At 70.1% G+C, this 21,185-nt stretch carries 18 protein-coding genes and 1 tRNA gene; 10 read left to right on the top strand and 9 right to left on the bottom strand.

Annotated elements, in window-relative coordinates:
• Positions 1-65: 65 nt before the first annotated feature.
• The 7 genes from IEZ06_RS22885 to rpmH all read right to left on the bottom strand — a co-directional run bounded on the left by IEZ06_RS22885 (position 66) and on the right by rpmH (position 4,578).
• Positions 66-932 (bottom strand): ParA family protein, encoded by an 867-nt coding sequence (locus IEZ06_RS22885; RefSeq protein ID WP_373293910.1) that lies wholly within the window; start codon positions 930-932, stop codon positions 66-68.
• A gap of 290 nt (positions 933-1,222) precedes the next feature.
• Positions 1,223-1,933, bottom strand: a complete 711-nt coding sequence (gene rsmG / locus IEZ06_RS22880; RefSeq protein ID WP_084008700.1) for a 16S rRNA (guanine(527)-N(7))-methyltransferase RsmG — start codon at positions 1,931-1,933, stop codon at positions 1,223-1,225.
• Between the two features lie 194 nt (positions 1,934-2,127).
• Positions 2,128-2,628, bottom strand: a complete 501-nt coding sequence (locus tag IEZ06_RS22875; RefSeq protein WP_189238746.1) for a Jag family protein — start codon at positions 2,626-2,628, stop codon at positions 2,128-2,130.
• A gap of 84 nt (positions 2,629-2,712) precedes the next feature.
• Positions 2,713-3,660 carry a membrane protein insertase YidC gene (yidC, locus tag IEZ06_RS22870; RefSeq protein ID WP_189238745.1) on the bottom strand — a complete coding sequence of 316 codons (948 nt, stop codon included), beginning with the start codon at positions 3,658-3,660 and terminating at the stop codon, positions 2,713-2,715.
• 4 nt (positions 3,661-3,664) lie between these two features.
• On the bottom strand, positions 3,665-3,895 hold the full coding sequence (gene yidD, locus IEZ06_RS22865; protein WP_444544043.1) for a membrane protein insertion efficiency factor YidD: 231 nt from the start codon (positions 3,893-3,895) through the stop codon (positions 3,665-3,667).
• A gap of 50 nt (positions 3,896-3,945) precedes the next feature.
• Positions 3,946-4,326 carry a ribonuclease P protein component gene (rnpA, locus tag IEZ06_RS22860; protein ID WP_189238743.1) on the bottom strand — a complete coding sequence of 127 codons (381 nt, stop codon included), beginning with the start codon at positions 4,324-4,326 and terminating at the stop codon, positions 3,946-3,948.
• Between the two features lie 114 nt (positions 4,327-4,440).
• On the bottom strand, positions 4,441-4,578 hold the full coding sequence (gene rpmH / locus IEZ06_RS22855; RefSeq protein ID WP_010849920.1) for a 50S ribosomal protein L34: 138 nt from the start codon (positions 4,576-4,578) through the stop codon (positions 4,441-4,443).
• Positions 4,579-5,124: 546 nt separating this feature from the next.
• Between rpmH and dnaA the strand changes: the two genes are divergently transcribed.
• From dnaA to IEZ06_RS22810, 9 genes are all read left to right on the top strand, one after another.
• The gene (gene dnaA / locus IEZ06_RS22850) at positions 5,125-6,939 is read left to right on the top strand and encodes a chromosomal replication initiator protein DnaA (protein ID WP_189238742.1); all 1,815 of its coding nucleotides are present in this window, start codon (positions 5,125-5,127) and stop codon (positions 6,937-6,939) included.
• A gap of 587 nt (positions 6,940-7,526) precedes the next feature.
• The gene (gene dnaN / locus IEZ06_RS22845; RefSeq protein WP_189238741.1) at positions 7,527-8,666 is read left to right on the top strand and encodes a DNA polymerase III subunit beta; all 1,140 of its coding nucleotides are present in this window, start codon (positions 7,527-7,529) and stop codon (positions 8,664-8,666) included.
• Positions 8,667-9,045: 379 nt separating this feature from the next.
• Positions 9,046-9,990, top strand: coding sequence for a phosphogluconate dehydrogenase (NAD(+)-dependent, decarboxylating) (gene gnd, locus IEZ06_RS22840; RefSeq protein ID WP_189238740.1), 945 nt, complete (start codon positions 9,046-9,048; stop codon positions 9,988-9,990).
• A 211-nt stretch (positions 9,991-10,201) separates the two neighbouring features.
• Entirely contained in the window at positions 10,202-11,497 is a 1,296-nt protein-coding gene (recF, locus tag IEZ06_RS22835; RefSeq protein ID WP_189238739.1) for a DNA replication/repair protein RecF, read from the top strand.
• Between the two features lie 49 nt (positions 11,498-11,546).
• Positions 11,547-12,071 carry a DciA family protein gene (locus IEZ06_RS22830; RefSeq protein WP_307811692.1) on the top strand — a complete coding sequence of 175 codons (525 nt, stop codon included), beginning with the start codon at positions 11,547-11,549 and terminating at the stop codon, positions 12,069-12,071.
• 430 nt (positions 12,072-12,501) lie between these two features.
• Positions 12,502-14,448 carry a DNA topoisomerase (ATP-hydrolyzing) subunit B gene (gene gyrB / locus IEZ06_RS22825; RefSeq protein ID WP_189238738.1) on the top strand — a complete coding sequence of 649 codons (1,947 nt, stop codon included), beginning with the start codon at positions 12,502-12,504 and terminating at the stop codon, positions 14,446-14,448.
• Positions 14,449-14,496: 48 nt separating this feature from the next.
• Positions 14,497-17,010, top strand: a complete 2,514-nt coding sequence (gene gyrA, locus IEZ06_RS22820; RefSeq protein ID WP_189238737.1) for a DNA gyrase subunit A — start codon at positions 14,497-14,499, stop codon at positions 17,008-17,010.
• Positions 17,011-17,208: 198 nt separating this feature from the next.
• Positions 17,209-17,934 (top strand): DUF3566 domain-containing protein, encoded by a 726-nt coding sequence (locus IEZ06_RS36530; protein WP_444544042.1) that lies wholly within the window; start codon positions 17,209-17,211, stop codon positions 17,932-17,934.
• A 134-nt stretch (positions 17,935-18,068) separates the two neighbouring features.
• Positions 18,069-18,142: transfer RNA gene (locus IEZ06_RS22810), tRNA-Ile, on the top strand.
• 80 nt (positions 18,143-18,222) lie between these two features.
• On the opposite strand, the gene IEZ06_RS22805 is transcribed toward IEZ06_RS22810, so the two are convergent.
• Together IEZ06_RS22805 and IEZ06_RS22800 are read right to left on the bottom strand one after the other, a co-directional pair.
• Entirely contained in the window at positions 18,223-19,353 is a 1,131-nt protein-coding gene (locus IEZ06_RS22805; RefSeq protein WP_189238736.1) for a serine hydrolase domain-containing protein, read from the bottom strand.
• Positions 19,354-19,449: 96 nt separating this feature from the next.
• Entirely contained in the window at positions 19,450-20,121 is a 672-nt protein-coding gene (locus tag IEZ06_RS22800; protein WP_189238735.1) for a DUF4097 family beta strand repeat-containing protein, read from the bottom strand.
• A gap of 256 nt (positions 20,122-20,377) precedes the next feature.
• On the opposite strand from IEZ06_RS22800, the gene IEZ06_RS22795 reads away from it, so the two are divergent.
• Positions 20,378-21,112, top strand: coding sequence for a GbsR/MarR family transcriptional regulator (locus tag IEZ06_RS22795; protein WP_189238734.1), 735 nt, complete (start codon positions 20,378-20,380; stop codon positions 21,110-21,112).
• The last annotated feature ends 73 nt before the right edge of the window (positions 21,113-21,185 follow it).

The following is a 21,185-nucleotide window of genomic DNA, read 5'->3' as shown; positions in this document are numbered from 1 at the left end:
CCCAAGGCTCAAGGTCTCGCCCTCAGTAGTATCCGCGGCGGCACCGCCGAGGCTCCTCCCGCCGCTCACACGGCCGCGCCGCGGTAGGCGATCTCGCGGGCGGCGTCCATGTAGGCCATCGCACCGCTGGAGCCCGGGTCGTAGGTCATCACCGACTGCCCGTAGCTGGGCGCCTCGGAGACACGTACGCTCCGCGGGATCAGCGTGCTCAGCACCGTGTCGCCGAAGTGGGACCGTACCTCCTCCGCGACCTGCGAGGCGAGCCGGGTACGGCCGTCGTACATCGTCATGAGGATGGTGGACAGGTCGAGTGTGGGGTTCAGGTGGGCACGGACCAGCTCCACGTTCCGGAGCAACTGGCCCAGGCCCTCCAGCGCGTAGTACTCGCACTGGATCGGGATCAGCAGCTCGTTCGCGGCCATCAGCGCGTTGACGGTCAGCAGGCCGAGGGAGGGAGGGCAGTCGATGAGGATGTAGTCGAACTCGATGGCGTCGTAGGCCGCCAGCGCCCGCTGCAGCCGGGCCTCGCGGGCCACCATGGAGACCAGCTCGATCTCCGCGCCCGCGAGGTCGATGGTGGCGGGGGCGCAGTAGAGGCCGGGCATGTCCGGGACCTCCTTCACCACCTCGATGAGCGGCATGTCCTCCACCAGGACCTTGTACATGTCCGGCACGTCGCCGCGGTGCTCGATGGCCAGGGCCGTCGAGGCGTTGCCCTGCGGGTCGAGGTCCACCACCAGGACGCGCTGACCGTGCATGGAGAGCGCCGCCGCCAGGTTGACCGACGTGGTGGTCTTTCCCACACCGCCCTTCTGGTTCGCGACGGTGAAGATCCGGGTCTTGGGCGGCCTGGGCCAGTCGCCGTCCCGGGTCGCCGAGGAGCTGCCGGAAGCGACCGTGGTGTGCTGGGGCGATGTTTCACGTGAAACCACTGAGCTGAGTGCCTCTCGTACCAGCGGCGATTCGCCGGGATTAAGGGGATTGGGGGTCACGGTCGTCTTCCTTTCCACCGGCCGGACCGCGGCGGGAGGAGCCGAGGCCGGCCATCCCAGGCCGGAGGGACTGCCGAGCGGAGAAGAGAGGGAGGTCTCCGGCCAGCCGAGACCGCCCGCCGTACTGGTGATCACACGTCCGCGATCGTCCAGCGGGGAGAACCCGGCGCTCGCGCCGGGGAGCGTTCGACTCACCGGATCTCCTTGGCCTTGCATCGCTTTTCGGTCCGTCACTGACCTCGCGCTCGTTTCGGGCGCGGAGCACGATCCTTTCGGCGAGAGGCCTGCCGGGCTCTCTCGGGGGCCCGACCGGCGACCACCCGGATGAGAGTTGCATGCGGCTCGACCTTACCGTGCCCGACAGATACAAGCTCGGCGGTCAGCACTCCGCTGGATCGCAATTGCGCCTCGGCCTCGGCGAGTTCCTCCGCCGCGCGCTCCCCCTTCATCGCGAGCAGCTCTCCCCCCTCGCGGAGCAGCGGCAGCGCCCAGGACAGCAGCCGGTCGAGCGGCGCCACCGCCCGCGCGGAGGCCACGTCGAACTCGCGCTTGCCGGCGAACTCCTCGGCCCGGCCGCGCAGCACCTCGACGTTCTCCAGCTTCAGTGAATCGACGCACTCCTGGAGGAAGACCGTCCGGCGCAGGAGCGGTTCGAGGAGCGTGACCGAGATGTCGGGCCGGACGATGGCGAGCACGAGTCCGGGTAGGCCGGCGCCTGAGCCGATGTCCACCAGCCGCACGTCCTCGGGGACGGCCTCGGCGACGACCGCGCAGTTGAGCAGGTGGCGGTCCCAGATCCTGGGCACCTCGCGGGGACCGAGCAGTCCGCGCACCACCCCGGGACCGGCCAGCAGCTCCGCGAACGCCTCCGCTCGGGACCAGGCCTCACCGGTGAACACCTCACGTGCCACCTCGGGCGGTTCGGGCAACTGGTCGCTCACTGGATGATCACTCTCTCCTCAGAATCAGCGGGCCACCCCCGAGGGTGTGAGCCGTTGCCGACATGCGCTATGCGAACCAACGTTAGCCGACGTCTGGACGGGTCCGCCGTGCCGGCAAGAGGGACGAAAAAGGCCGCCGTCCCTGGCGTGTGGCGTGCCAGGGACGGCGGCCGATCGTCCGCCCGCCGGGGCGGTCAGGCGGGGAGCACCACCACGAAGCGGCGGGGCTCCTCGCCCTCGGACTCGCTGCGCAGGCCCGCGGCGGCCACGGCGTCGTGCACGATCTTGCGCTCGAACGGCGTCATCGGCTGCAGGGACTTGGGCTCGCCGGAGCGCTTGACGTCTCCGGCGATCTTGGTGCCGAGTTCGCGGAGCTCGGCCCGGCGGCGGTCGCGGTAGCCGCCGATGTCGAGCATCAGTCGCGAGCGCTCCCCCGTCTGCCGGTGGACCGCCAGCCGGGTGAGCTCCTGCAGCGCCTCCAGGACCTCGCCGTTGGGACCCACCAGGTCGCCGCCCTTGACGTCCACGACGGAGACCACGGCGCGGTCGCCCTCGACGTCCATGTCGATGTCACCGTCGATGTCGGCGATGTCGAGCAGCCCTTCGAGATAGTCGGCCGCGATCTCGCCCTCCTGCTCCAGGGCTGCGAGATCGGGAGCCGCCTTGGCCGCGGTCTCCTGCTGGGCCTCAGTCACGTCCAGCCACTCCTTCGTGCTGTCGGGATGGGTCGGGGAGCGTCGTGGATCATCCCCTGCGGGGATCCACGCCATCTGCCGGGACTACTTCTTACCGCCCGTCCGCTTGCTGCGGGGCTGGCGGGTCGGCTGCTGGCGGGTGACCTTGGGGGCCGGCGGCGCGGGCGGGGCCTCGGGCTCGGGTGCGGTCTTGCGCACCTTGCTCAGCAGGCCCGGCTTGGGGGCGGGCGTCACGATGTTCCCCTTGGCGTCGAGCACCGGCATGGGGTGCCGGCTGTAGTACCAGTGCTGCTGGCCGAGCGTCCACAGGTTGGTGGTGACCCAGTAGAGGATCAGACCGAGGGGGAAGCTGAGCGAGAAGATCGCGAACAGCGGCGAGATGTACATCAGGATCTTCTGCTGCTGCGCCATGGGGTTGTCCGGCATCTGCGCGATCGAACGGGTCACGCTCTGCCGGACGGTGAGGAAGGTGGTCAGCGAGCTGATCGCCACGAAGATCGCGAGCACCACCTTGGTGACCACCGGCTCGGCGCCCAGGGCGACGACGTCCGAAGAGTCCCACCAGAAGGTGGCGGGGAGCGGGGCGCCGAAGATGTGCGCCGCCCGGGCGTCGTTCACCAGTTCCTGCGTCATGCCGAACTTCGGCTGGCCGGCCGCCATGGCCTGCAGCACGGTGAACATCGAGATGAAGATCGGGAACTGCGCCACGATCGGCAGGCAGCCGCCGAGCGGGTTGGCCCCCGCTCCCTGGTACAGCGCCATGACCTCCTGGTTCATGCGCTGCTTGTCGTTCTTGTAGCGCTTGCGCAGCTCCTGCACCTTCGGCGCGAGCTCCTGCATCTTCTTCGACGAGCGCATCTGCTTGAGGAAGAGCGGGAAGATCAGCAGCCGCATCAGCACGGTCAGCGTGATGATGGTCAGCGCCCAGTTGAGCCCGCTGTCCTTCGGGATGAAGGTGCTGTAGCCCTGGTGAATCCAGGTGATGACTTGGGCGACGGCTGTGTACAGCCAGTTGAGCCAGGACAGCTCCACCGAGCTAGCTCCCTTGCGTTTCGTGGGACCGGACCGGGCGTGGGGGCACCGGGTCTAAACCTCCGGGATGGAATGGGTGGCAACGCCCGATCCTCCGGATCGTCAACCATGTGCCGCGCAACGCGCCGTGAACGGCTATCGCCTCGAGGCCGTAGGCGCTGCACGAGGGGTGGAAACGGCAGCGGGGACCCAGCAGCGGGCTCACGAAGGTCCGGTAGAACCGGATCGGAGCCATCAGGATCCGGGCGGCCGGGGAGGCCCCGGCGGTCTGCTGCGCCGTCATCGTCATCCCTCCATGCGAGTCGTGGAGGACTCTCGCCGCCTGAGCAAACGATCGAGCGCGACGTCGAGTTCGGCGGCTAGGCGCTCGCTCCGCGCGGACGCGGCCGGTGGATTGGCGCGTACAACCAGCAGGCTACCTCGCGGGAGGCGGTCGAGCCGGTCGCGCATGAGGTGTCTCAGCCGGCGCTTGACCCGGTTGCGGACGACCGCGCCGCCGACGGCGCGGCTCACCACGAACCCCACCAGGGGCGGCTCACCGGCCCGCCGGTCTGGAGCACGCATGCCGAGATGCGCGACCAGCGTGGGACGGCCCGAGCGGCCGCCCTTCCTGACCGCGCTGTTGAACTCCTCGCCCCGGCGCATGCGGGACCTGGACGGCAGCACGAGAGGACCTTCTCAACCCTGGGCAGGTACGGCTGTCGCCCGCCTAACCTCACGGTCGGCGGGCGACAGGACGCTCACTGCCCGGCCCGGCGGACCGGGCACGGCGGACGCGCGTCAGGCGGAGAGCTCGGCGCGGCCCTTGCGGCGACGGGCGGCCAGGATCGCGCGACCGGCACGGGTGCGCATGCGCAGCCGGAAGCCGTGGGTCTTCGCGCGACGGCGGTTGTTCGGCTGGAAAGTACGCTTGCTCACGAGTGGGCTCCAGGCTTGAGGCGCATCCCCAGCACATGGGGATGTTCGACATGGCTGGCCTGCCGGATGCGGGGCATGCGAAATAGCCGCCGCGTGGCAAGCCGACCGTCGTACGTTACGGGGAGGATGCGTCCCAGGTCAAACCGGGCGCCTTCGCCGAGCCGGTTGTCCACAGTTCCATAGGCTTCTTTTCCACCGGCGTTTCTTTATCCACAGGATGTGCACCCAGCCTCCCCTGCACAGCCACTAGGCTGTGGACAACGTCTTGAACACCCTGTGGACACGGACTACTGTCGGCCCCTCCGGACCTTCTTCCCGCTGTAGAACACGGCCTTGCCGTCTGTGCGGGGTTGTGCACGGCTTGTGGATCCACTGTGGATTCCATGTGGATTTCGAGACGCGACCGCGACGGGCCGCACGGCCGCCGGCGTGTGGACAGCTTGTGGACAACGGGAGATCCGAGGCGCTCGGCGGCCATCGGTGTGGACGAAGAGCGGATTCGCGGTGTGCTCGCGGGGGGCCGCGTCGAAGGAGGGGAGCCGGGCCATGGACGAGATGGAACTCGGCGCGGTGTGGGCACGGGTGCTGGCGAGTTCCCTCCATGAGGACGTCCCGCCCATCCACCGCGCGTGGCTCGGTCAGACCGTGCCCTTCGGGCTCATGAACGACACCGTGGTGCTCGCCGCGCCCACCGACTTCGCCCGGGACGTGCTGGAGAACAAGCTCCGCCCCCTGGTCACCCAGGCGCTCTCCCAGGAGATGGGCCGCCCGATGCGTTTCGCGGTCATGGTGGACCCCGCCGCGAGCGCGAACGCCGGTCCGGGGCCCGGGACCGGGAGCACCGGAAGCGCCGGGCGCCCCGGGAGCGGTCCCTCACGGCCCCGGGAGGCCTATCCCCAGGACTCCGGGGCGGGTTATCCCCAGGGCAACGGGCCGCAGCCGGGTTATGCACAGGGCGGGAACCCGCAGCACCACGGGGGTTCCGCCCAGCAGCACCCTTATCCCGCGGCGCGCCCGGCCGCGCCTCCGTCCACCGACTATCCACAGCCCCGGCCGCAGGGCCAGGGCTTCTCCTTCCCCTATCCGCAGGGTGAGGGCGACTATCCCCAGCGGGAGGAGAACGCGCAGCCGTACCGCCCTGCTCCGCCCGCGCCCGCGCCTCCCCCGGCGGAGCAGGACCAGGGCCAGGGGTACGGCGGGCGGGGTTATCCCCCGCAGCCGGCGCCGCCCCGCGCCGAGCCCGGCGCCTTCGAGCGTCCGGCGCCCGTGCCGGCGCCCGCCCAGAACAGGTGGGACTCCCGCGGCGGCCGCACCCCGGGGGAGCCCGCGCGGCTGAACCCGAAGTACACCTTCGAGACCTTCGTCATCGGCTCCAGCAACCGCTTCGCGCACGCCGCCGCGGTCGCGGTGGCCGAGGCCCCGGCCAAGGCGTACAACCCCTTGTTCATCTACGGCGACTCCGGCCTGGGCAAGACCCACCTGCTGCACGCGATCGGCCACTACGCGCAGAGCCTCTACGACGGCGCGCGGGTGAGATACGTCAGCTCGGAGGAGTTCACCAACGACTTCATCAACTCCATCCGCGACCACAAGGCCGACAACTTCCGCGGCCGCTACCGGGCCGTGGACATCCTGCTGGTGGACGACATCCAGTTCCTGGAGGGCAAGGAGCAGACGCAGGAGGAGTTCTTCCACACCTTCAACACCCTGCACAACGCCAACAAGCAGATCGTCATCTCCAGCGACCGGGCGCCCAAGCAGCTGATCACCCTGGAGGACCGGCTCCGCAACCGGTTCGAGTGGGGCCTGATCACCGACGTGCAGCCGCCGGAGCTGGAGACCCGCATCGCGATCCTGCGCAAGAAGGCGATCCAGGAGGGGCTGGCCGCCCCGCCCGAGGTGCTGGAGTACATCGCCAGCCGCATCTCCACCAACATCCGCGAGCTGGAGGGCGCGCTGATCCGGGTGACCGCGTTCGCCAGCCTCAACCGGCAGTCGGTGGACCTGCAGCTCACCGAGGTCGTGCTCAAGGACCTGATCACCGAGGACGCCGACTCCGAGATCACGATCGCCACGATCATGGCCTCGACCGCCACCTACTTCGGCCTGTCGATCGACGACCTGTGCGGCGGCTCGCGCTCGCGGGTCCTGGTGACCGCCCGGCAGATCGCGATGTACCTGTGCCGGGAGCTCACCGACATGTCGCTGCCGAAGATCGGTCAGCAGTTCGGCGGCCGCGACCACACCACGGTCATGCACGCCGACCGGAAGATCCGCTCGCTCATGGCGGAGCGGCGCTCGATCTACAACCAGGTCAACGAGCTCACCACGAGGATCAAGCAGCAGTCCCGCAATGGGTGAACGATTCCCCCACAGACGATGCACAGCCTGTGGAAAACCTTGTGGATCAGCGCCGCGGCCAGGGACAACCCGGTCAATCCGAAAAATTCGGACGGCTGACCCGATGATGAGCCGCTCTCGCCTTATTCCCTGCCTGGGGACAACTCTGGGGAGAACCTGGGGACAACTTGTTGACAACCCGTGGACAACTTGTGGACGCCCTGTGTGCAGAGTTATCCCCAAGGACAAATCGGTCTCCTACCCCGTGGAAAACCTGGGGAAACCTCGTGGATAACCCTCGTTTACCGGTGGATGGAGACCCCCTCACCTGGGGACGGCCTGTGGGTAGAGTTCGGCCGTCCACAGGCGGGCCGGTTTCCCACAGGCTCCGCCCACACCCCCGGTGGATGAAAAAACAGGGTGTGAGCTGCGAAAACGAGGTCCGTCCACAGTTTCCACACCCCCTACTGTGATGACCTCTCCTATCTCTCAATAAGAAAACTCAAGACCCATAGAGGGGTTCCGGGGGAGCGCAGGCGCGCCACAGTGAACACTTGAACCCCAAGGCACCGAGCGGACAGCGCTCGATACACAGGAGGCAGATCCACGTGATGTTCCGGGTCGACCGAGACGTGCTCGCAGAGGCGGTCGCATGGACGGCACGCAGCCTTCCGGCGCGTCCCTCCGTGCCGGTGCTGGCCGGCATGCGCCTCGAGGTCACGGAGGGCGGTCAGCTGAAGCTCTCCGGCTTCGACTACGAGGTCTCCGCCGAGGTGACCCTCGAACTGCAGACGGGCGAGGCCGGGGTGGTCCTCGTCTCCGGCAGGCTCCTCGCCGAGATCACCCGCGCCCTCCCCGCACAGCCTGTGGATTTCGTGGTGGAGGGGGCCAAGGCCGTCGTCACCTGCGGCAGCGCCCGGTTCACACTTCTCACCATGCCTGTGGAGGACTACCCCTCCCTGCCGGCCATGCCCCCGGCCGCCGGACGCGTCGGCAGCGACGTGTTCGCCTCCGCCGTCGGCCAGGTCGCGGTGGCGGCGGGCAAGGACGACACGCTGCCGATGCTGACCGGCGTGCGGGTGGAGATCGAGGGCGACACCGTCACCCTCGCCGCCACCGACCGCTACCGCCTGGCCGTGCGCGAGCTGAAGTGGCAGCCGGAGCAGGCCGACATCTCGGCGATCGCGATGATCCCCGGCAAGACCCTCGCCGACACCGCCAAGGCCCTGGGGTCGACCGGCGCCCAGGTCGAGATCGCGATGAGCTCCGTCGGCGGCACCGGGGAGGGCATGATCGGCTTCTCCAGCGCCGGGCGTCGCACCACCACCCGCCTGCTCGACCCGGAGTTCCCCAAGTACCGCTCGCTGCTGCCGACCGAGTTCTCCGCCCGCGCGGACCTGTCCACGGCCTCGTTCGTCGAGGCGGTCAAGCGCGTGGCGCTGGTCGCCGAGCGCAACACCCCGGTCCGGATGGCCTTCCGCGGCGGAGAGGTCGTGCTGGAGGCGGGCAGCGGGGACGAGGCGCAGGCGGTGGAGGTCCTGCCGGTGGACTTCGAGGGGGACGACATCAACATCGCCTTCAACCACCAGTTCCTGCTGGAGGGCCTGCACGCGATCGACTCCGACGTGGCCCGGCTGCAGATGACCACCTCCACCAAGCCCGCCATCCTCACCCCGGGCAAGCCTGTGGACGACGACGGCGCCACCGCCTACCGCTACCTGATCATGCCGATCCGCCTCTCCAGCTGACGGGGCGCGGCCCGCCGCATCCGTGCGGGCGCGCCGTCCCGACGACCGCGCGCCCGCACGGATGCCTCCCGGGCCCCGGAGCGCCCCGGGAGGCCGCCCAGACCGCCGCTGAGGCCCGTGGGGCCCCTGGGGCGGGTGGAAGGCGGCCGACGGGGCGCGGGGCGGGCGGAGAGCCGCTCAGCGCCGCGCGCACCGGTACGGCCCGCCCGCGCCGCCGCGGTGGCCACGGGTCCGGTACGGCCCGCCCGTGGCGGCCACGGGTCCGGTGCCGCCCGCGTGAGCCCGCCCCGGACCCGGGTGGATGATGAGATCCCGGGAAGGGGATGCTCGTAGTGCACAGCGGTACGGACGGTTTGGGCAAGCCTGAAGGGGACGGCACATGCAGATCGGCATGATCGGACTGGGCAAGATGGGCGGCAACATGGCCGAGCGGCTGCGCCGCGGCGGTCACGAGGTCGTCGGTTACGACCGGGACCCCGGCGTCAGCGACGTCGGGAGCCTGCAGGAACTGGTGGACCGGCTGCAGGCGCCGCGCGCGGTGTGGGTCATGGTCCCGGCGGGGGCGCCCACCCAGGCGACCATCGAGGAGCTCGGCAAGCTGCTGTCGGCCGGGGACGTCGTCGTCGACGGGGGCAACTCGCACTACGTGGACGACCAGAAGCACGGCGCCGAACTGGCGGCCCGCGGGATCGGCTTCGTCGACTGCGGCGTGAGCGGCGGCGTATGGGGCCTGGAGAACGGCTACGCGCTGATGGTCGGCGGCACCGAGGCGGACATCCAGCGGCTCCGGCCGGTCTTCGAGACCCTCAAGCCCGAGGGCGAGGACGGGTTCGTCCACGCGGGCCGGGTCGGCGCCGGCCACTTCGCCAAGATGGTCCACAACGGCATCGAGTACGGCATGATGCAGGCCTTCGCCGAGGGCTGGGAGCTGCTGGAGGCCGCCGACATCGTCACGGACGTGCCGGGCGCCTTCAGGAGCTGGCGGCAGGGCACGGTCATCCGCTCGTGGCTGCTCGACCTGCTGGTCCGCGCGCTGGACGAGGACTCCGACCTGTCGGGCCTGCGCGGTTACGCCCAGGACTCCGGCGAGGGCCGGTGGACGGTCCAGGCGGCGGTGGACCACGCGGTCCCGCTGCCCGTCATCACCGCCGCGCTGTACGCCCGGTTCGCCTCGCGCCAGGACGACTCCCCCGCCATGAAGATGGTCGCTGCGCTGCGCAACCAGTTCGGCGGGCACGCCGTCACCGCCAAGGAGGGCGAGGTCGCCAAGGGCGCCGACGCCCCCGGCGCCGACGTCGTCCCCCCGGTCGAGGCCCAGGGCTGAGCCCTCCCCGCGTCCACAGGCCGTGGACGGGCACGTGGACGGGTACGTGGACGGGTACGGCGCGGCGGCGGCCCGGCTCCGCGTCCGTCCACAGCCTGTGGATCCGGCGCCGTCGCGCCTCCCCGGCCCGCCGCCTGCGCCGCCCATGCCCCTTCGGTGCGGCCCGGCTCCTGCAGCCACCGCAGGAACGGGAAGGCACTAACGTAACGGCGTGCACGTAGCCCACCTCTCGCTGACCGACTTCCGGTCCTACGACGCCGTGGAACTCGCCCTGGAGCCGGGTGCCACGGCCTTCGTGGGGCCGAACGGGCAGGGCAAGACCAACCTGGTCGAGGCGCTGGGCTACGTGGCCACGCAGTCGAGCCACCGGGTCGCCACCGACGGGCCGCTGGTCCGGCAGGGGGCGGCGCGGGCCGTCGTGCGGTCGGTGGTCGTGCGCGACGACCGGCGGGCGCTGGTCGAGCTGGAGATCAACCCCGGCAGGGCCAACCGGGCCAGGCTGAACCGCTCCCCCGTCTCCCGCCCGCGCGACGTCATCGGCCTGCTGCGCACGGTGCTGTTCGCCCCGGAGGACCTGGCCCTGGTCAAGGGCGATCCCGCCGAACGCCGCCGGTTCCTGGACGACCTGCTGGTGGCCAGGACCCCCAGGCTCGCCGGGGTCCGCGCCGACTACGACCGGGTGCTCAAGCAGCGCGGAGCCCTGCTGCGCACCGCCGCTCAGGCCAGGCGCGGTGGGCGGAGCTCCGCGCGGAGCGGCCGGCGGGCCGAGAGCGAGGCCGCGTTCGCGGCGGCCGGGGCCGGTGACGTGCTGAGCACGCTGGAGGTCTGGGACGCCCACCTGGCCAGGCACGGCGCCGAGCTGCTGGCGGCGCGGCTGGAGCTGGTCGAGGCGCTGCGCCCGCTGGCGGCCGCCGCCTACGCCTCGCTGGCACCCGGTTCCGCGCCGGTGGATCTGGCGTACCGCAGCAGCCTGTCCACAGAATCCACAGGATCTGCCGCGGGATCTGTGGACGCCGCGGGCGCCGCGCCCACAGGGGTTGCGGGGGCTGTGGACGCCGCGGGAGCCGCGGGGTCTGCGGGGTCTGCGGACGCGGGCGCACCCGACCGGGCCGCGCTGGAGGAGGGGCTCCGGGCCGGCCTGCTGGAGGTCCGCGCCGCCGAGCTGGAGCGCGGGGTCACCCTCGTCGGGCCGCACCGCGACGACGTGTTCCTCGGACTGGGGGAGCTGCCCGCGCGCGGTTACGCCAGCCACGGCGAGTCCTGGTCGTTCGCCCTGGCGCTCCGGCTGGCCGCCTACGACCTGCTCCGGGCCGACGGCGGCGACCCGGTGCTGATCCTCGACGACGTCTTCGCCGAGCTGGACGCGCAGCGCCGCCGGCGGCTGGCCGAGCTCGTCGCGCCCGCCGAGCAGGTGCTGATCACCGCCGCGGTCCCCGACGACGTCCCCGCGGAGCTGGCCGGGGCCCGGTTCGACGTGGCGGAGGGGCGCGTGGCCCGTGTCCGCTGAGCAGACGCCGGAGCCGGGGACGGGACCCGCCGCAGGTACAGGAGCCCCGGTGCCGGGGGCCGTACCCGGTCCCGCCGGGGGCACCGCCAAGAGCGCGGCCGCCAGGGGCGCGGCGCTGGCCAGGGAGAAGCTGGCCCAGGCGAAGGCCGACGCGGCCAAGCGCGGGCAGCTGCCGCGCGAGCCCCGGAAGAAGGCGGCGGGAGCGCGCCGGGAGTCGGGGGACCCGCAGCTCTTCGGGCGGGCCATCGCCGACCTGCTCGCCGACCGGGGCTGGCAGGCGCCGGCGGCGGTCGGCGGCGTCTTCGGGCGCTGGCACGAGATCGTCGGTCCGGAGATGGCCGCGCACACCACGCCGAAGAGCTTCGCCGACGGCGAGGTCCTGGTGGTCGCCGACTCCACCGCCTGGGCCTCCCAGGTGCGCTGGCTGGCCGGTCAGGTGGTCAGGCGGCTGAACGAGGAGCTCGGGGACGGGACCGTACAGCGGATCAACGTGCAGGGGCCGCAGAACGGCCCGCCGCGCAGCGGGGGCCTGCGGGTGACCGGGAGCCGGGGTCCGGGCGACACCTACGGGTGACCGGCGGCGGGGCGCTCGCGGACGGGTTTTCGGCCGGGATCCCCGCGCCGGCCGAATCTCCGGCCGCCGCCGCGGTCGACGGGGCCGGCGCCGCGCGGGTGCCGGCCGGAGACCCGGATCAGGCCTCCATCCCCTGCTCGGCCGGGCTCAAACGGATCAGCGGCCCTCTGGCGCGACGACTTCCGCCCCGGTAGGGGGATGCTTGAAACGATGATCGACTCGTCTGGGAGGCTTTCAGGGCCCGTCAATGCCGCACGATGTGTTCCGAGCCGCTAGAATGAAACAGGATTCCGGACACGTCCGTTTGCGTGTCACCCCGGCATGAAAGCCGACTCCCTCGGGTGAGCGCATCGGGGCATTCACGACGGTGACGGGCACGGTGGGGCTGAATGCGCCCGCGCCGCGTGTCCTCGGCAGGAGGATTTCACACTTGTCCTACGACGCTAGCTCAATCACCGTTCTCGAAGGGCTCGAGGCCGTCCGCAAACGCCCGGGCATGTACATCGGATCGACCGGCGAGCGTGGTCTCCACCACCTCGTCTACGAGGTGGTGGACAACTCCGTCGACGAGGCCCTGGCCGGGCACGCCGACCGGATCGAGGTCACGCTCCTGGCCGACAACGGCGTCAGGGTCGTCGACAACGGCCGCGGCATCCCCGTCGGCCTGCACCCCGTCGAGAAGCGGCCCGCGGTCGAGGTCGTGCTGACCGTGCTGCACGCGGGCGGCAAGTTCGACAGCAAGTCCTACGCGGTCTCCGGCGGCCTGCACGGCGTGGGCGTCTCCGTGGTGAACGCCCTGTCCACCCGCCTGGAGGTGGAGATCCGCCGCGACGGCCACTACTGGCGGCAGAGCTACGCCGACACCCGGCCCACCGGCCCGCTGGTGAAGGGCGAGGAGACGGCCGAGACCGGCACCTCCATCACCTTCTGGGCCGACGAGACCATCTTCGAGACCACCACGTGGAACTTCGAGACGCTCTCGCGCCGCTTCCAGGAGATGGCCTTCCTGAACAAGGGCCTGACGATCTCCCTGCGGGACGAGCGGCCCGACCACATGATCGAGGAAGAGCCCACCGAGGTCGTCTACTTCTACGAGGGCGGTCTGTCCGACTTCGTCAGGCACCTCAACGCCAAGAAGGAGCCCGCCCACGTCTCGGTGATCGACTTCGAGGAGCACGGCGACGGCATCTCGGTCGAGATCGCCATGCAGTGGAACAACTCCTACAGCGAGTCGGTCTACACCTTCGCCAACACGATCAACACGGCCGAGGGCGGCACCCACGAGGAGGGCTTCCGCGCGGCGCTGACGTCGATCGTCAACCGCTACGCGCGCGAGCAGAAGTTCCTCAAGGAGGGCAAGGACGACAACCTGTCCGGTGAGGACATCCGCGAGGGCCTCACCGCGATCATCTCGGTGAAGCTGGCCGACCCGCAGTTCGAGGGCCAGACCAAGACCAAGCTGGGCAACACCGAGGCCAAGTCGTTCGTCCAGAAGGCCTGCAACGACCACCTGCGCGACTGGTTCGAGCGCAACCCCGGCGAGGCCAAGGACGTCATCAACAAGTCCCTGCAGGCCGCGCGCGCCCGCATCGCCGCCCGCCAGGCCCGCGACCTCACCCGGCGCAAGTCGCTGCTGGAGTCCGGCTCCGGCCTGCCCGGCAAGCTGGCCGACTGCCAGTGGAGCGACCCGGAGAAGTGCGAGCTGTTCATCGTCGAGGGCGACTCGGCGGGCGGTTCCGCCAAGGGCGGCCGCGACTCCAAGTTCCAGGCCATCCTGCCCATCCGCGGCAAGATCCTGAACGTGGAGAAGGCCCGCATCGACAAGGTGCTCAAGAACACCGAGGTCCAGGCGCTGATCACCGCGATGGGCACCGGCGTGCACGACGAGTTCGACATCGCCAAGCTCCGCTACCACAAGCTCATCCTGATGGCCGACGCCGACGTCGACGGCCAGCACATCAACACGCTCCTGCTCACGCTGCTGTTCCGCTTCATGCGCCCGCTGATCGAGGCCGGCCACGTCTACCTCTCCCAGCCCCCGCTCTACAAGATCAAGTGGGACCGCCGGGGCGAGGACGCCTCCTACGCCTACTCCGACGCGGAGCGCGACGCGATCATCAGCGACGGCATCGCCCGGGGCAAGCGCGACCCGCGCGCGCACGACGGCATCCAGCGCTTCAAGGGCCTGGGCGAGATGAACGCCTCCCAGCTCTGGGAGACCACGATGAACCCCGAGACCCGGCTCCTGCGCCAGGTCACCCTGGACGACGCGGCCCAGGCCGACGAGCTGTTCAGCGTCCTCATGGGAGAGGACGTCGAGGCCCGCCGCTCCTTCATCATCAGGAACGCGCGGGACGTGCGCTTCCTCGATGTGTAGCGGCAGCCGTACCGACCCTCTCCGACTCCCGAAAAGGATCCACCACCCGTGACGGACGTGAACATCCCGCCCGCGCCCGCGGAACGCATCGAGCCGGTCGACATCCAGTCGGAGATGCAGCGCAGCTACATGGACTACGCGATGTCCGTCATCGTGTCCCGCGCGCTGCCCGACGTCCGCGACGGACTCAAGCCGGTCCACCGCCGCGTGCTCTACGCGATGTACGACGGCGGCTACCGGCCCGACCGCGGCTACTTCAAGTGCTCCCGCGTCGTCGGCGACGTGATGGGCTCCTACCACCCGCACGGCGACTCCTCGATCTACGGGACCGTCGTACGGCTGGCACAGCCCTGGGCGCTGCGCTACACCCTGGTCGACGGCCAGGGCAACTTCGGATCGCCGGGCAACGACATGCCGGCCGCCATGCGGTACACCGAGTGCAAGCTCGCGCCGATCGCCATGGAGATGATCCGTGACATCGACAAGGACACCGTCGACTTCCAGCCCAACTACGACGGGCGCTCGCAGGAGCCGCTGGTCCTGCCGTCGCGGTTCCCGAACCTGCTGGTCAACGGGTCGGCCGGCATCGCTGTCGGCATGGCGACCAACATCCCGCCGCACAACCTGCGCGAGGTGGCCGAGGGCGTCAAGTGGGCCCTGCAGCACCCCGAGGCGGGCGACGAGGAGCTGCTCGAGGCGCTGATCGAGCGGGTCAAGGGGCCCGATTTCCCGACCGGGGCGCTCATCGTCGGCCGCCGCGGCATCGACGACGCCTACCGGACCGGCCGCGGTTCGATCACCATGCGGGCGATCGTCGAGGTCGAGGAGGACGCCAAGGGCCGGCAGTGCCTGGTCATCACCGAGCTGCCCTACATGGTCAACCCGGACAACCTGGCGCTGTCGATCGCCGAGTCGGTGAAGGACGGCCGGATCAGCGGCATCGCCGACGTCCGCGACGAGAGCTCCTCCCGGGTCGGGCAGCGCCTGGTGATCGTGCTCAAGCGCGACGCGGTCGCCAAGGTCGTGCTGAACAACCTCTACAAGCACACCCAGCTGCAGACCACCTTCGGCGCCAACATGCTGGCGCTGGTGGACGGGGTGCCGCGCACGCTCAGGATCGACCAGTTCGTCCGCCACTACATCGACCACCAGATCGAGGTCGTCGTCCGCCGGACGCGCTACCTGCTGCGCAAGGCCGAGGAGCGGGCCCACATCCTGAGCGCGCTGCTCAAGGCGCTCGACCGGATGGACGAGGTCATCGCGCTGATCCGCCGGTCGCCCTCGGCGTCCGAGGCGCAGGGCGGCCTGATGAGCCTGCTGGAGATCGACCAGGTCCAGGCGCAGGCCATCCTCGACATGCAGCTGCGCAAGCTGGCCGCCCTGGAGCGGCAGCAGATCATCGACGAGTACGACTCGCTGATGACGCAGATCACCGACTACCAGGCCATCCTCGCCTCGCCCGAGCGGCAGCGCACGATCGTCTTCGACGAGCTCTCCGAGATCACCGCGAAGTACGGCGACGAGCGCAAGACGGAGATCATCGCCTACGAGGCGGACATGTCGATCGAGGACCTCCTCGCCGAGGAGGACATGGTCGTCACGATCACCCGGGGCGGCTACGCCAAGCGCACCAACACCGACCTCTACCGGGCGCAGAAGCGCGGCGGCAAGGGCGTGCGCGGCGCGCAGCTCCGCCAGGACGACATCGTCGACCACTTCTTCGTCACCACGACGCACCACTGGCTGCTGTTCTTCACGAACAAGGGCCGCGTCTACCGGGTCAAGGCGTACGAACTGCCCGACGCCGGCCGGGACGCCCGCGGCCAGCACCTGGCGAACCTGCTGGCCATGCAGCCGGACGAGATCGTCATGGAGGTCCTGGCGATGCGCGACTACAACGTCGCGCCGTACCTCGTGCTGGCCACCCGGAGCGGCCTGGTGAAGAAGACACGCCTGGCCGAATACGACTCGCCGCGCACCGGTGGCCTCATCGCCATCAATCTGCGCGAAGATGACGAGGTGATCGCAGCGCGGCTGGTGTCGGAGGAGGACGACCTCCTGCTGGTCTCCCGCAACGCCCAGTCCATCCGCTTCACCGCCTCCGACGAGGCGCTGCGGCCGATGGGGCGGGCGACGAGCGGTGTGATCGGCATGCGCTTCCTCGACGGCGACGAGCTCCTCGCGATGAACCGGATGGCCGACGGCGACGACGTCCTGGTGGCCACCGAGGGCGGCTACGCCAAGCGCACTCCGGCGGATCAGTACCCTGTGCAGGGACGAGGCGGCAAGGGCGTGCTGACCGCGAAGATCGTCAGCGCTCGTGGCAGGCTTGTCGGCGCGGTGATGGTGCGGGCCGAGGACGAGGTCTTCGCGATCACGTCGGCCGGCGGGGTCATCCGTACCAGCGCCGGGGAGATCAAGCAGTCGGGCCGCCAGACCATGGGGGTGCGGCTGATGAATCTCAGCGAGGGGGACAGCGTCGTGGCTCTCGCCCGCAACGCCGAGGCGCTGGAGGCCGGAGCCGAGGCGTTGGAGACCGAGGAAAACGGGGAAGGGGAGTAGCCGGTGAGCGCTCAGGCCAGTTCGGGTCCGCGGCCGTCCTCGCCTTCCCGACCGAAACGCGAGCAGGTGACGGAGAAGATGGACAAGGCCACTGAAGCGGATGTCGTGGAGGTGGTCGAGTCACCGGCCGACGGCGGTGCCTCCGCGCCGGAGACCGATGGTTCGGCGACCGACGAGACCACCAAGGGCGGGTCCGGCATGAAGAAGGCGAACGACGACGAGAAGCCGGCCGACTCCACGGTGCGGATCCGCCCGGCCTCCGCCGAGGCCGGCCCGTCCTGGTCCCCCGGAGCCCAGTCGGCTCCGCCGCGTACTCCCGCCGCTCCGGCGTCCAACGGCCCGTCGGCCGGCGGGTCCTCCCCGGCCGGTACGGTCCCCGGCCCGAGCACCGTTCCCGGTCCGGGTGCGGCTCCCCGGCCGGGCAGCGCCTCGTCCTCGCTGAACACGGCGAACACGGCGACCGCGGTCGACGGGAAGGCCTCGGGCTCGTCCTCCCCGCTGCGGATGGACAACAGGAAGTCCTCGGACTCGTCCGGGCCCAGGACGCCCCGCAAGGCGCACCTGGTCCTGCGCAGGATCGAGCCGTGGTCGGCCATGAAGTTCAGCTTCGTGGTCTCCCTCGTCTGCTTCGTGGTGCTGTTCGTCGCGGTCGCGGTGCTGTACATGGTGCTGAACGCGCTCGGCGTCTTCGACTCGATCATCCAGATCGTGAACCAGTTCACCGTCCCGGACGGCAAGGCCTCCGAGACCAGCTTCGACATCTCCCCCTGGTTCGAGCCGGTCCGGATCCTCGGCTACACCGCCCTGATCGGCGCGGTGAACGTGGTGCTCATCACCGCCCTGTCCACCCTGGGCGCGGTCATCTACAACGTCGCCTCCGATCTGGTGGGCGGCGTCGAGGTGACCTTCAGCGAAGCCGAGTGACCGCTCGCGCCGCGTCCCCGGATCCGGTCCGGGGACGTGGCGCGAGCAGGTCCCGGAACACGGTAGGCTTTTCCCTGTTCGAGCGGCCGGATTCGCCTTCCTCCCGGGGATGCGATACGGTTTCCGCACGACGAGGGGCTATAGCTCAGACGGTTAGAGCGCTTCCCTGATAAGGAAGAGGTCCCAGGTTCAAGTCCTGGTAGCCCCACACGGTTTCGCAAATCCACAGGCCGGATCCCAACCTCAGGGATCCGGCCTTTTGATCCTTTGCTGGTCATTCGTCGGTGATCAGGTGGTGCTTGCTGCCGGCCCGGCCTGTCCGGCGTCGAACACCTCGGCGACCAGGCGCTGGGCCGCCTGCTGGAAGGCCGCTCCCATCGACAGATCGGCGTCGTCGACGTAGTTCAGCGTGGCGGTCAGGGTTCTGCTGCCGTCGGGCGTGCTGTACATCAGCGCCGCGTGGCCCGCGATGCCGCCGTTGTGGGTGATGACGGTGGCGCCGCCGTCGGTGGTCAGCACGAACACGCCCAGGCCGTAGTCCATGTTCGGGATGCCCGTCGGGTGCGGGGTGCACATCTCGGCCAGCAGTGCGTCCGGCAGCAGCCTGCCGCCCAGCAGCGCGGAGATGAACGTGTGCAGATCACGGGTGGTCGAGATCATGTCACCGCCGCTGGAGATCCAGGAGGGGTCGTGCCGGGTGACGTCGACCGTCCTCTCCTGCCCGTCCTCCTCGTACCGGTAGTAGGCGTGCGCGTGCGGCTCGGGGATGTCCGTCCCGCTGGTCGGCTGTACGGTGCCCGACAGGCCGAGCGGGCCCAGGATCAGCCGGTGCATCTCCTCGGCGACCGGCCGGCCGGTGACCTTCTCGATCAGCAGCCGGGCCAGCACGTAGTTGGTGTTGGAATAGCTCCAGCCGGTGCCCGGCTCGAACCGCGCCGGCTTCGACAGCGCCAGCCGGACCAGCTCTTCCGGCCGGTAGGTCGTGAACCGGCCCTCCACCCACTCCCTGCCCGAGGGGGTGGCGGGGATCCCCGGCACGAATGTGCCGTCGGGGTCGTGGTCGCCGGTGAAGTTGAAGATCCCGCTGGTGTGCTGCAGCAGCATCCGAACCGTGATCCGCTCGTCCAGCCCGAACCCGGGCAGGTGGTCGTCCACCGGGTCCTCCAGCCCGAGCCTGCCCTCGGCCACCAGCTGCAGCACCACGGTGGCGATGAAGGTCTTGGTGTTGCTGCCGATCCGCACGTGCCCGTCGACCGGCGGTGTGGCGCTCTGGCCCAGCTCGGCCGTGCCGGCGCCGGCGGTCCACTCGCCGCGTTCGTCGTGCACGCGCATCGTCACGCCGAGGAAACCGGAGTCGATCATCTCTTCGATGGTCTTGTGCAGCTGCGGGCGGGCCTGGACGGGGTGGGTGGTGGACATGGTGGTGCGCTCCTTGAGGACTGTTGCGGGATTCAGCTGGAGGGGATGGGGCCGTTGCGCCTGGCAGGCCCTTGGCGCGGGCCCTGCGGGGCGCTCTTACAGGCTGCGGGCGGTGACGTCGCCGTAGGCGGTGGTGGCGTGGATGGTCAGGCCGGCGGCGGCGCCGTCGGTGTTGGCCAGGGCGTTGTGGATGCGGCCGTAGGCGGTGCCGGCGTCCAGGCACGCGGAGGTTCCGCGGGCGGCGCCGACCGAGATGTCGCCGTGCTCGGTGCGCAGCGTGACCGTGCCGTGCACGGCCTCGGTGATGCGCAGGTCGCCCTTTTGGGTGCTGATCCGGGCGGGGCCGCCCAGCCGGCCGACCGAGACGTCGCCGGCCTGGAGGGTCAGGTGGGCGCTTGCGGTCTCGTCGAGCTTGACGGTGCCGTGTGCGCCGGTGAAGGAGACGTCGCCGAGCCGTCCGACGCCGCGCAGTTCGGCGCTGGCGGCCTTGGCCTCGATGTGTGAGCCGGCGGGCAGCTGGACGGTCACCTCGACGGATCCGGAGGGGCCGAAGAACTGGTTGGCGGGTTCGGGGGTGCAGATGCGCAGGACGCCGTCGTCGTAGGCGACGGTGGTCTGCTCGGCCGCCTTGACGTCGCGGCTCTTGGAGGCGTTGGCGGGCAGGACCTCGACCGTGGTGTCGGCCCGGTCGGCGGCGATGAGGCGGATGCATCCTGCGGGGATGTCCAGGACCGTCGAGACCGGGGTGGGGGTGGCGAACTTGTGCATGGTGTTCTCCTTCGTCTGTGTCGTGCTCTCCGTCGGCGTTTTGTTTCCGACAAGGGAAAAGCTACGTTGCCTTCACGGTTTCGGCAACATGTATGTTGCACGAGAGGGTAGTTTTCGCAGGTGAATGCCTGAAAAATGTTGCAACGGTTCTGAATCTAACGCAATGATCTCAAGCGCTCTCGTTGCAACCGGTGGAGAGTGAACGCTATGGTGCAGACAGCACGGACCACGAAGAAGGCCACGAAGGAGACTCCCGATGCCGGGCGGCAGACTCACCCAGCAGGAACGCCAGCAGATCGCGCTGGGACTGGCCGACGGCCTCGCCTACGCGGAGATCGCCAGGCGCCTCGACCGTCCGACCTCGACGGTCACCCGCGAGGTGATGCGCAACGGCGGCCCTGCCGCCTACCGTGCCGACCTCGCCCACCGCGCCACCGAACGCCGCGCCCACCGCCGCAGGAAGACCGTACCCCCGGCTCCCGGCACGCCCCCGCAGGCCCACGGGCGCGACGCCGAAGCCGTACGCGAGTACGAGGAGACGTTCACCACCGTCTTCGTGCAGTCGGGCCTGCCCACGATGACGGCCCGGGTGCTGGCGAGCCTCTACACCACCGACACCGGCAGCCTTACCGCCGCCGAACTCGGCGGACGCCTTCAGGTCAGCCCGGCGTCCGTCTCCAAAGCGGTCGCGTTCCTCGACAGCCAGGGCCTCATCCGCCGTGAACGTGACGAACGCCGCCGCGAACGCTACGTCGTCGACGACGACGTCATGTACCAGTCCACGATGGCCAGCGCCCGGTCCACCGCCCACCTCGGCGAGATCGCCCGCCAGGGCGTGGGCGTCCTCGGCCCCGGCACCCCGGCCGCCGCCCGGCTGGAGAACATCGCCCGCTTCGTCGACTTCGTCTCCGAGAGCATCGCCCGCGCCGCGGACCAGGCCCGCGAGATCCTCCACACGAAACCCGAAACGACCTCGGACGGTTCTGCCTGAACGACATCCGGAGGGTGTGTCCAGTTAACGGTGTAACTCGATCTTCATTGGTTATCGGGAAGTCGGGGCCAGA

Origin of the sequence: Planomonospora antibiotica, from assembly GCF_014647955.1 — a bacterium.
Lineage (GTDB): Bacteria > Actinomycetota > Actinomycetes > Streptosporangiales > Streptosporangiaceae > Planomonospora > Planomonospora parontospora.
The sequence above is the reverse complement of the archived record's forward strand: the minus strand, read 5'-3'. Positions and strand labels throughout refer to the sequence as shown.

Coding starts and splice junctions, on each gene's coding strand:
- yidD (WP_444544043.1), bottom strand. CDS start 3,895: ATGGCTCCGATCCGGTTCTACCGGACCTTCGTGAGCCCGCTGCTGGGT.
- IEZ06_RS22795 (WP_189238734.1), top strand. CDS start 20,378: ATGCCGGGCGGCAGACTCACCCAGCAGGAACGCCAGCAGATCGCGCTG.
- IEZ06_RS22805 (WP_189238736.1), bottom strand. CDS start 19,353: ATGTCCACCACCCACCCCGTCCAGGCCCGCCCGCAGCTGCACAAGACC.
- dnaA (WP_189238742.1), top strand. CDS start 5,125: ATGGACGAGATGGAACTCGGCGCGGTGTGGGCACGGGTGCTGGCGAGT.
- gnd (WP_189238740.1), top strand. CDS start 9,046: ATGCAGATCGGCATGATCGGACTGGGCAAGATGGGCGGCAACATGGCC.
- IEZ06_RS22800 (WP_189238735.1), bottom strand. CDS start 20,121: ATGCACAAGTTCGCCACCCCCACCCCGGTCTCGACGGTCCTGGACATC.
- IEZ06_RS36530 (WP_444544042.1), top strand. CDS start 17,209: ATGAAGAAGGCGAACGACGACGAGAAGCCGGCCGACTCCACGGTGCGG.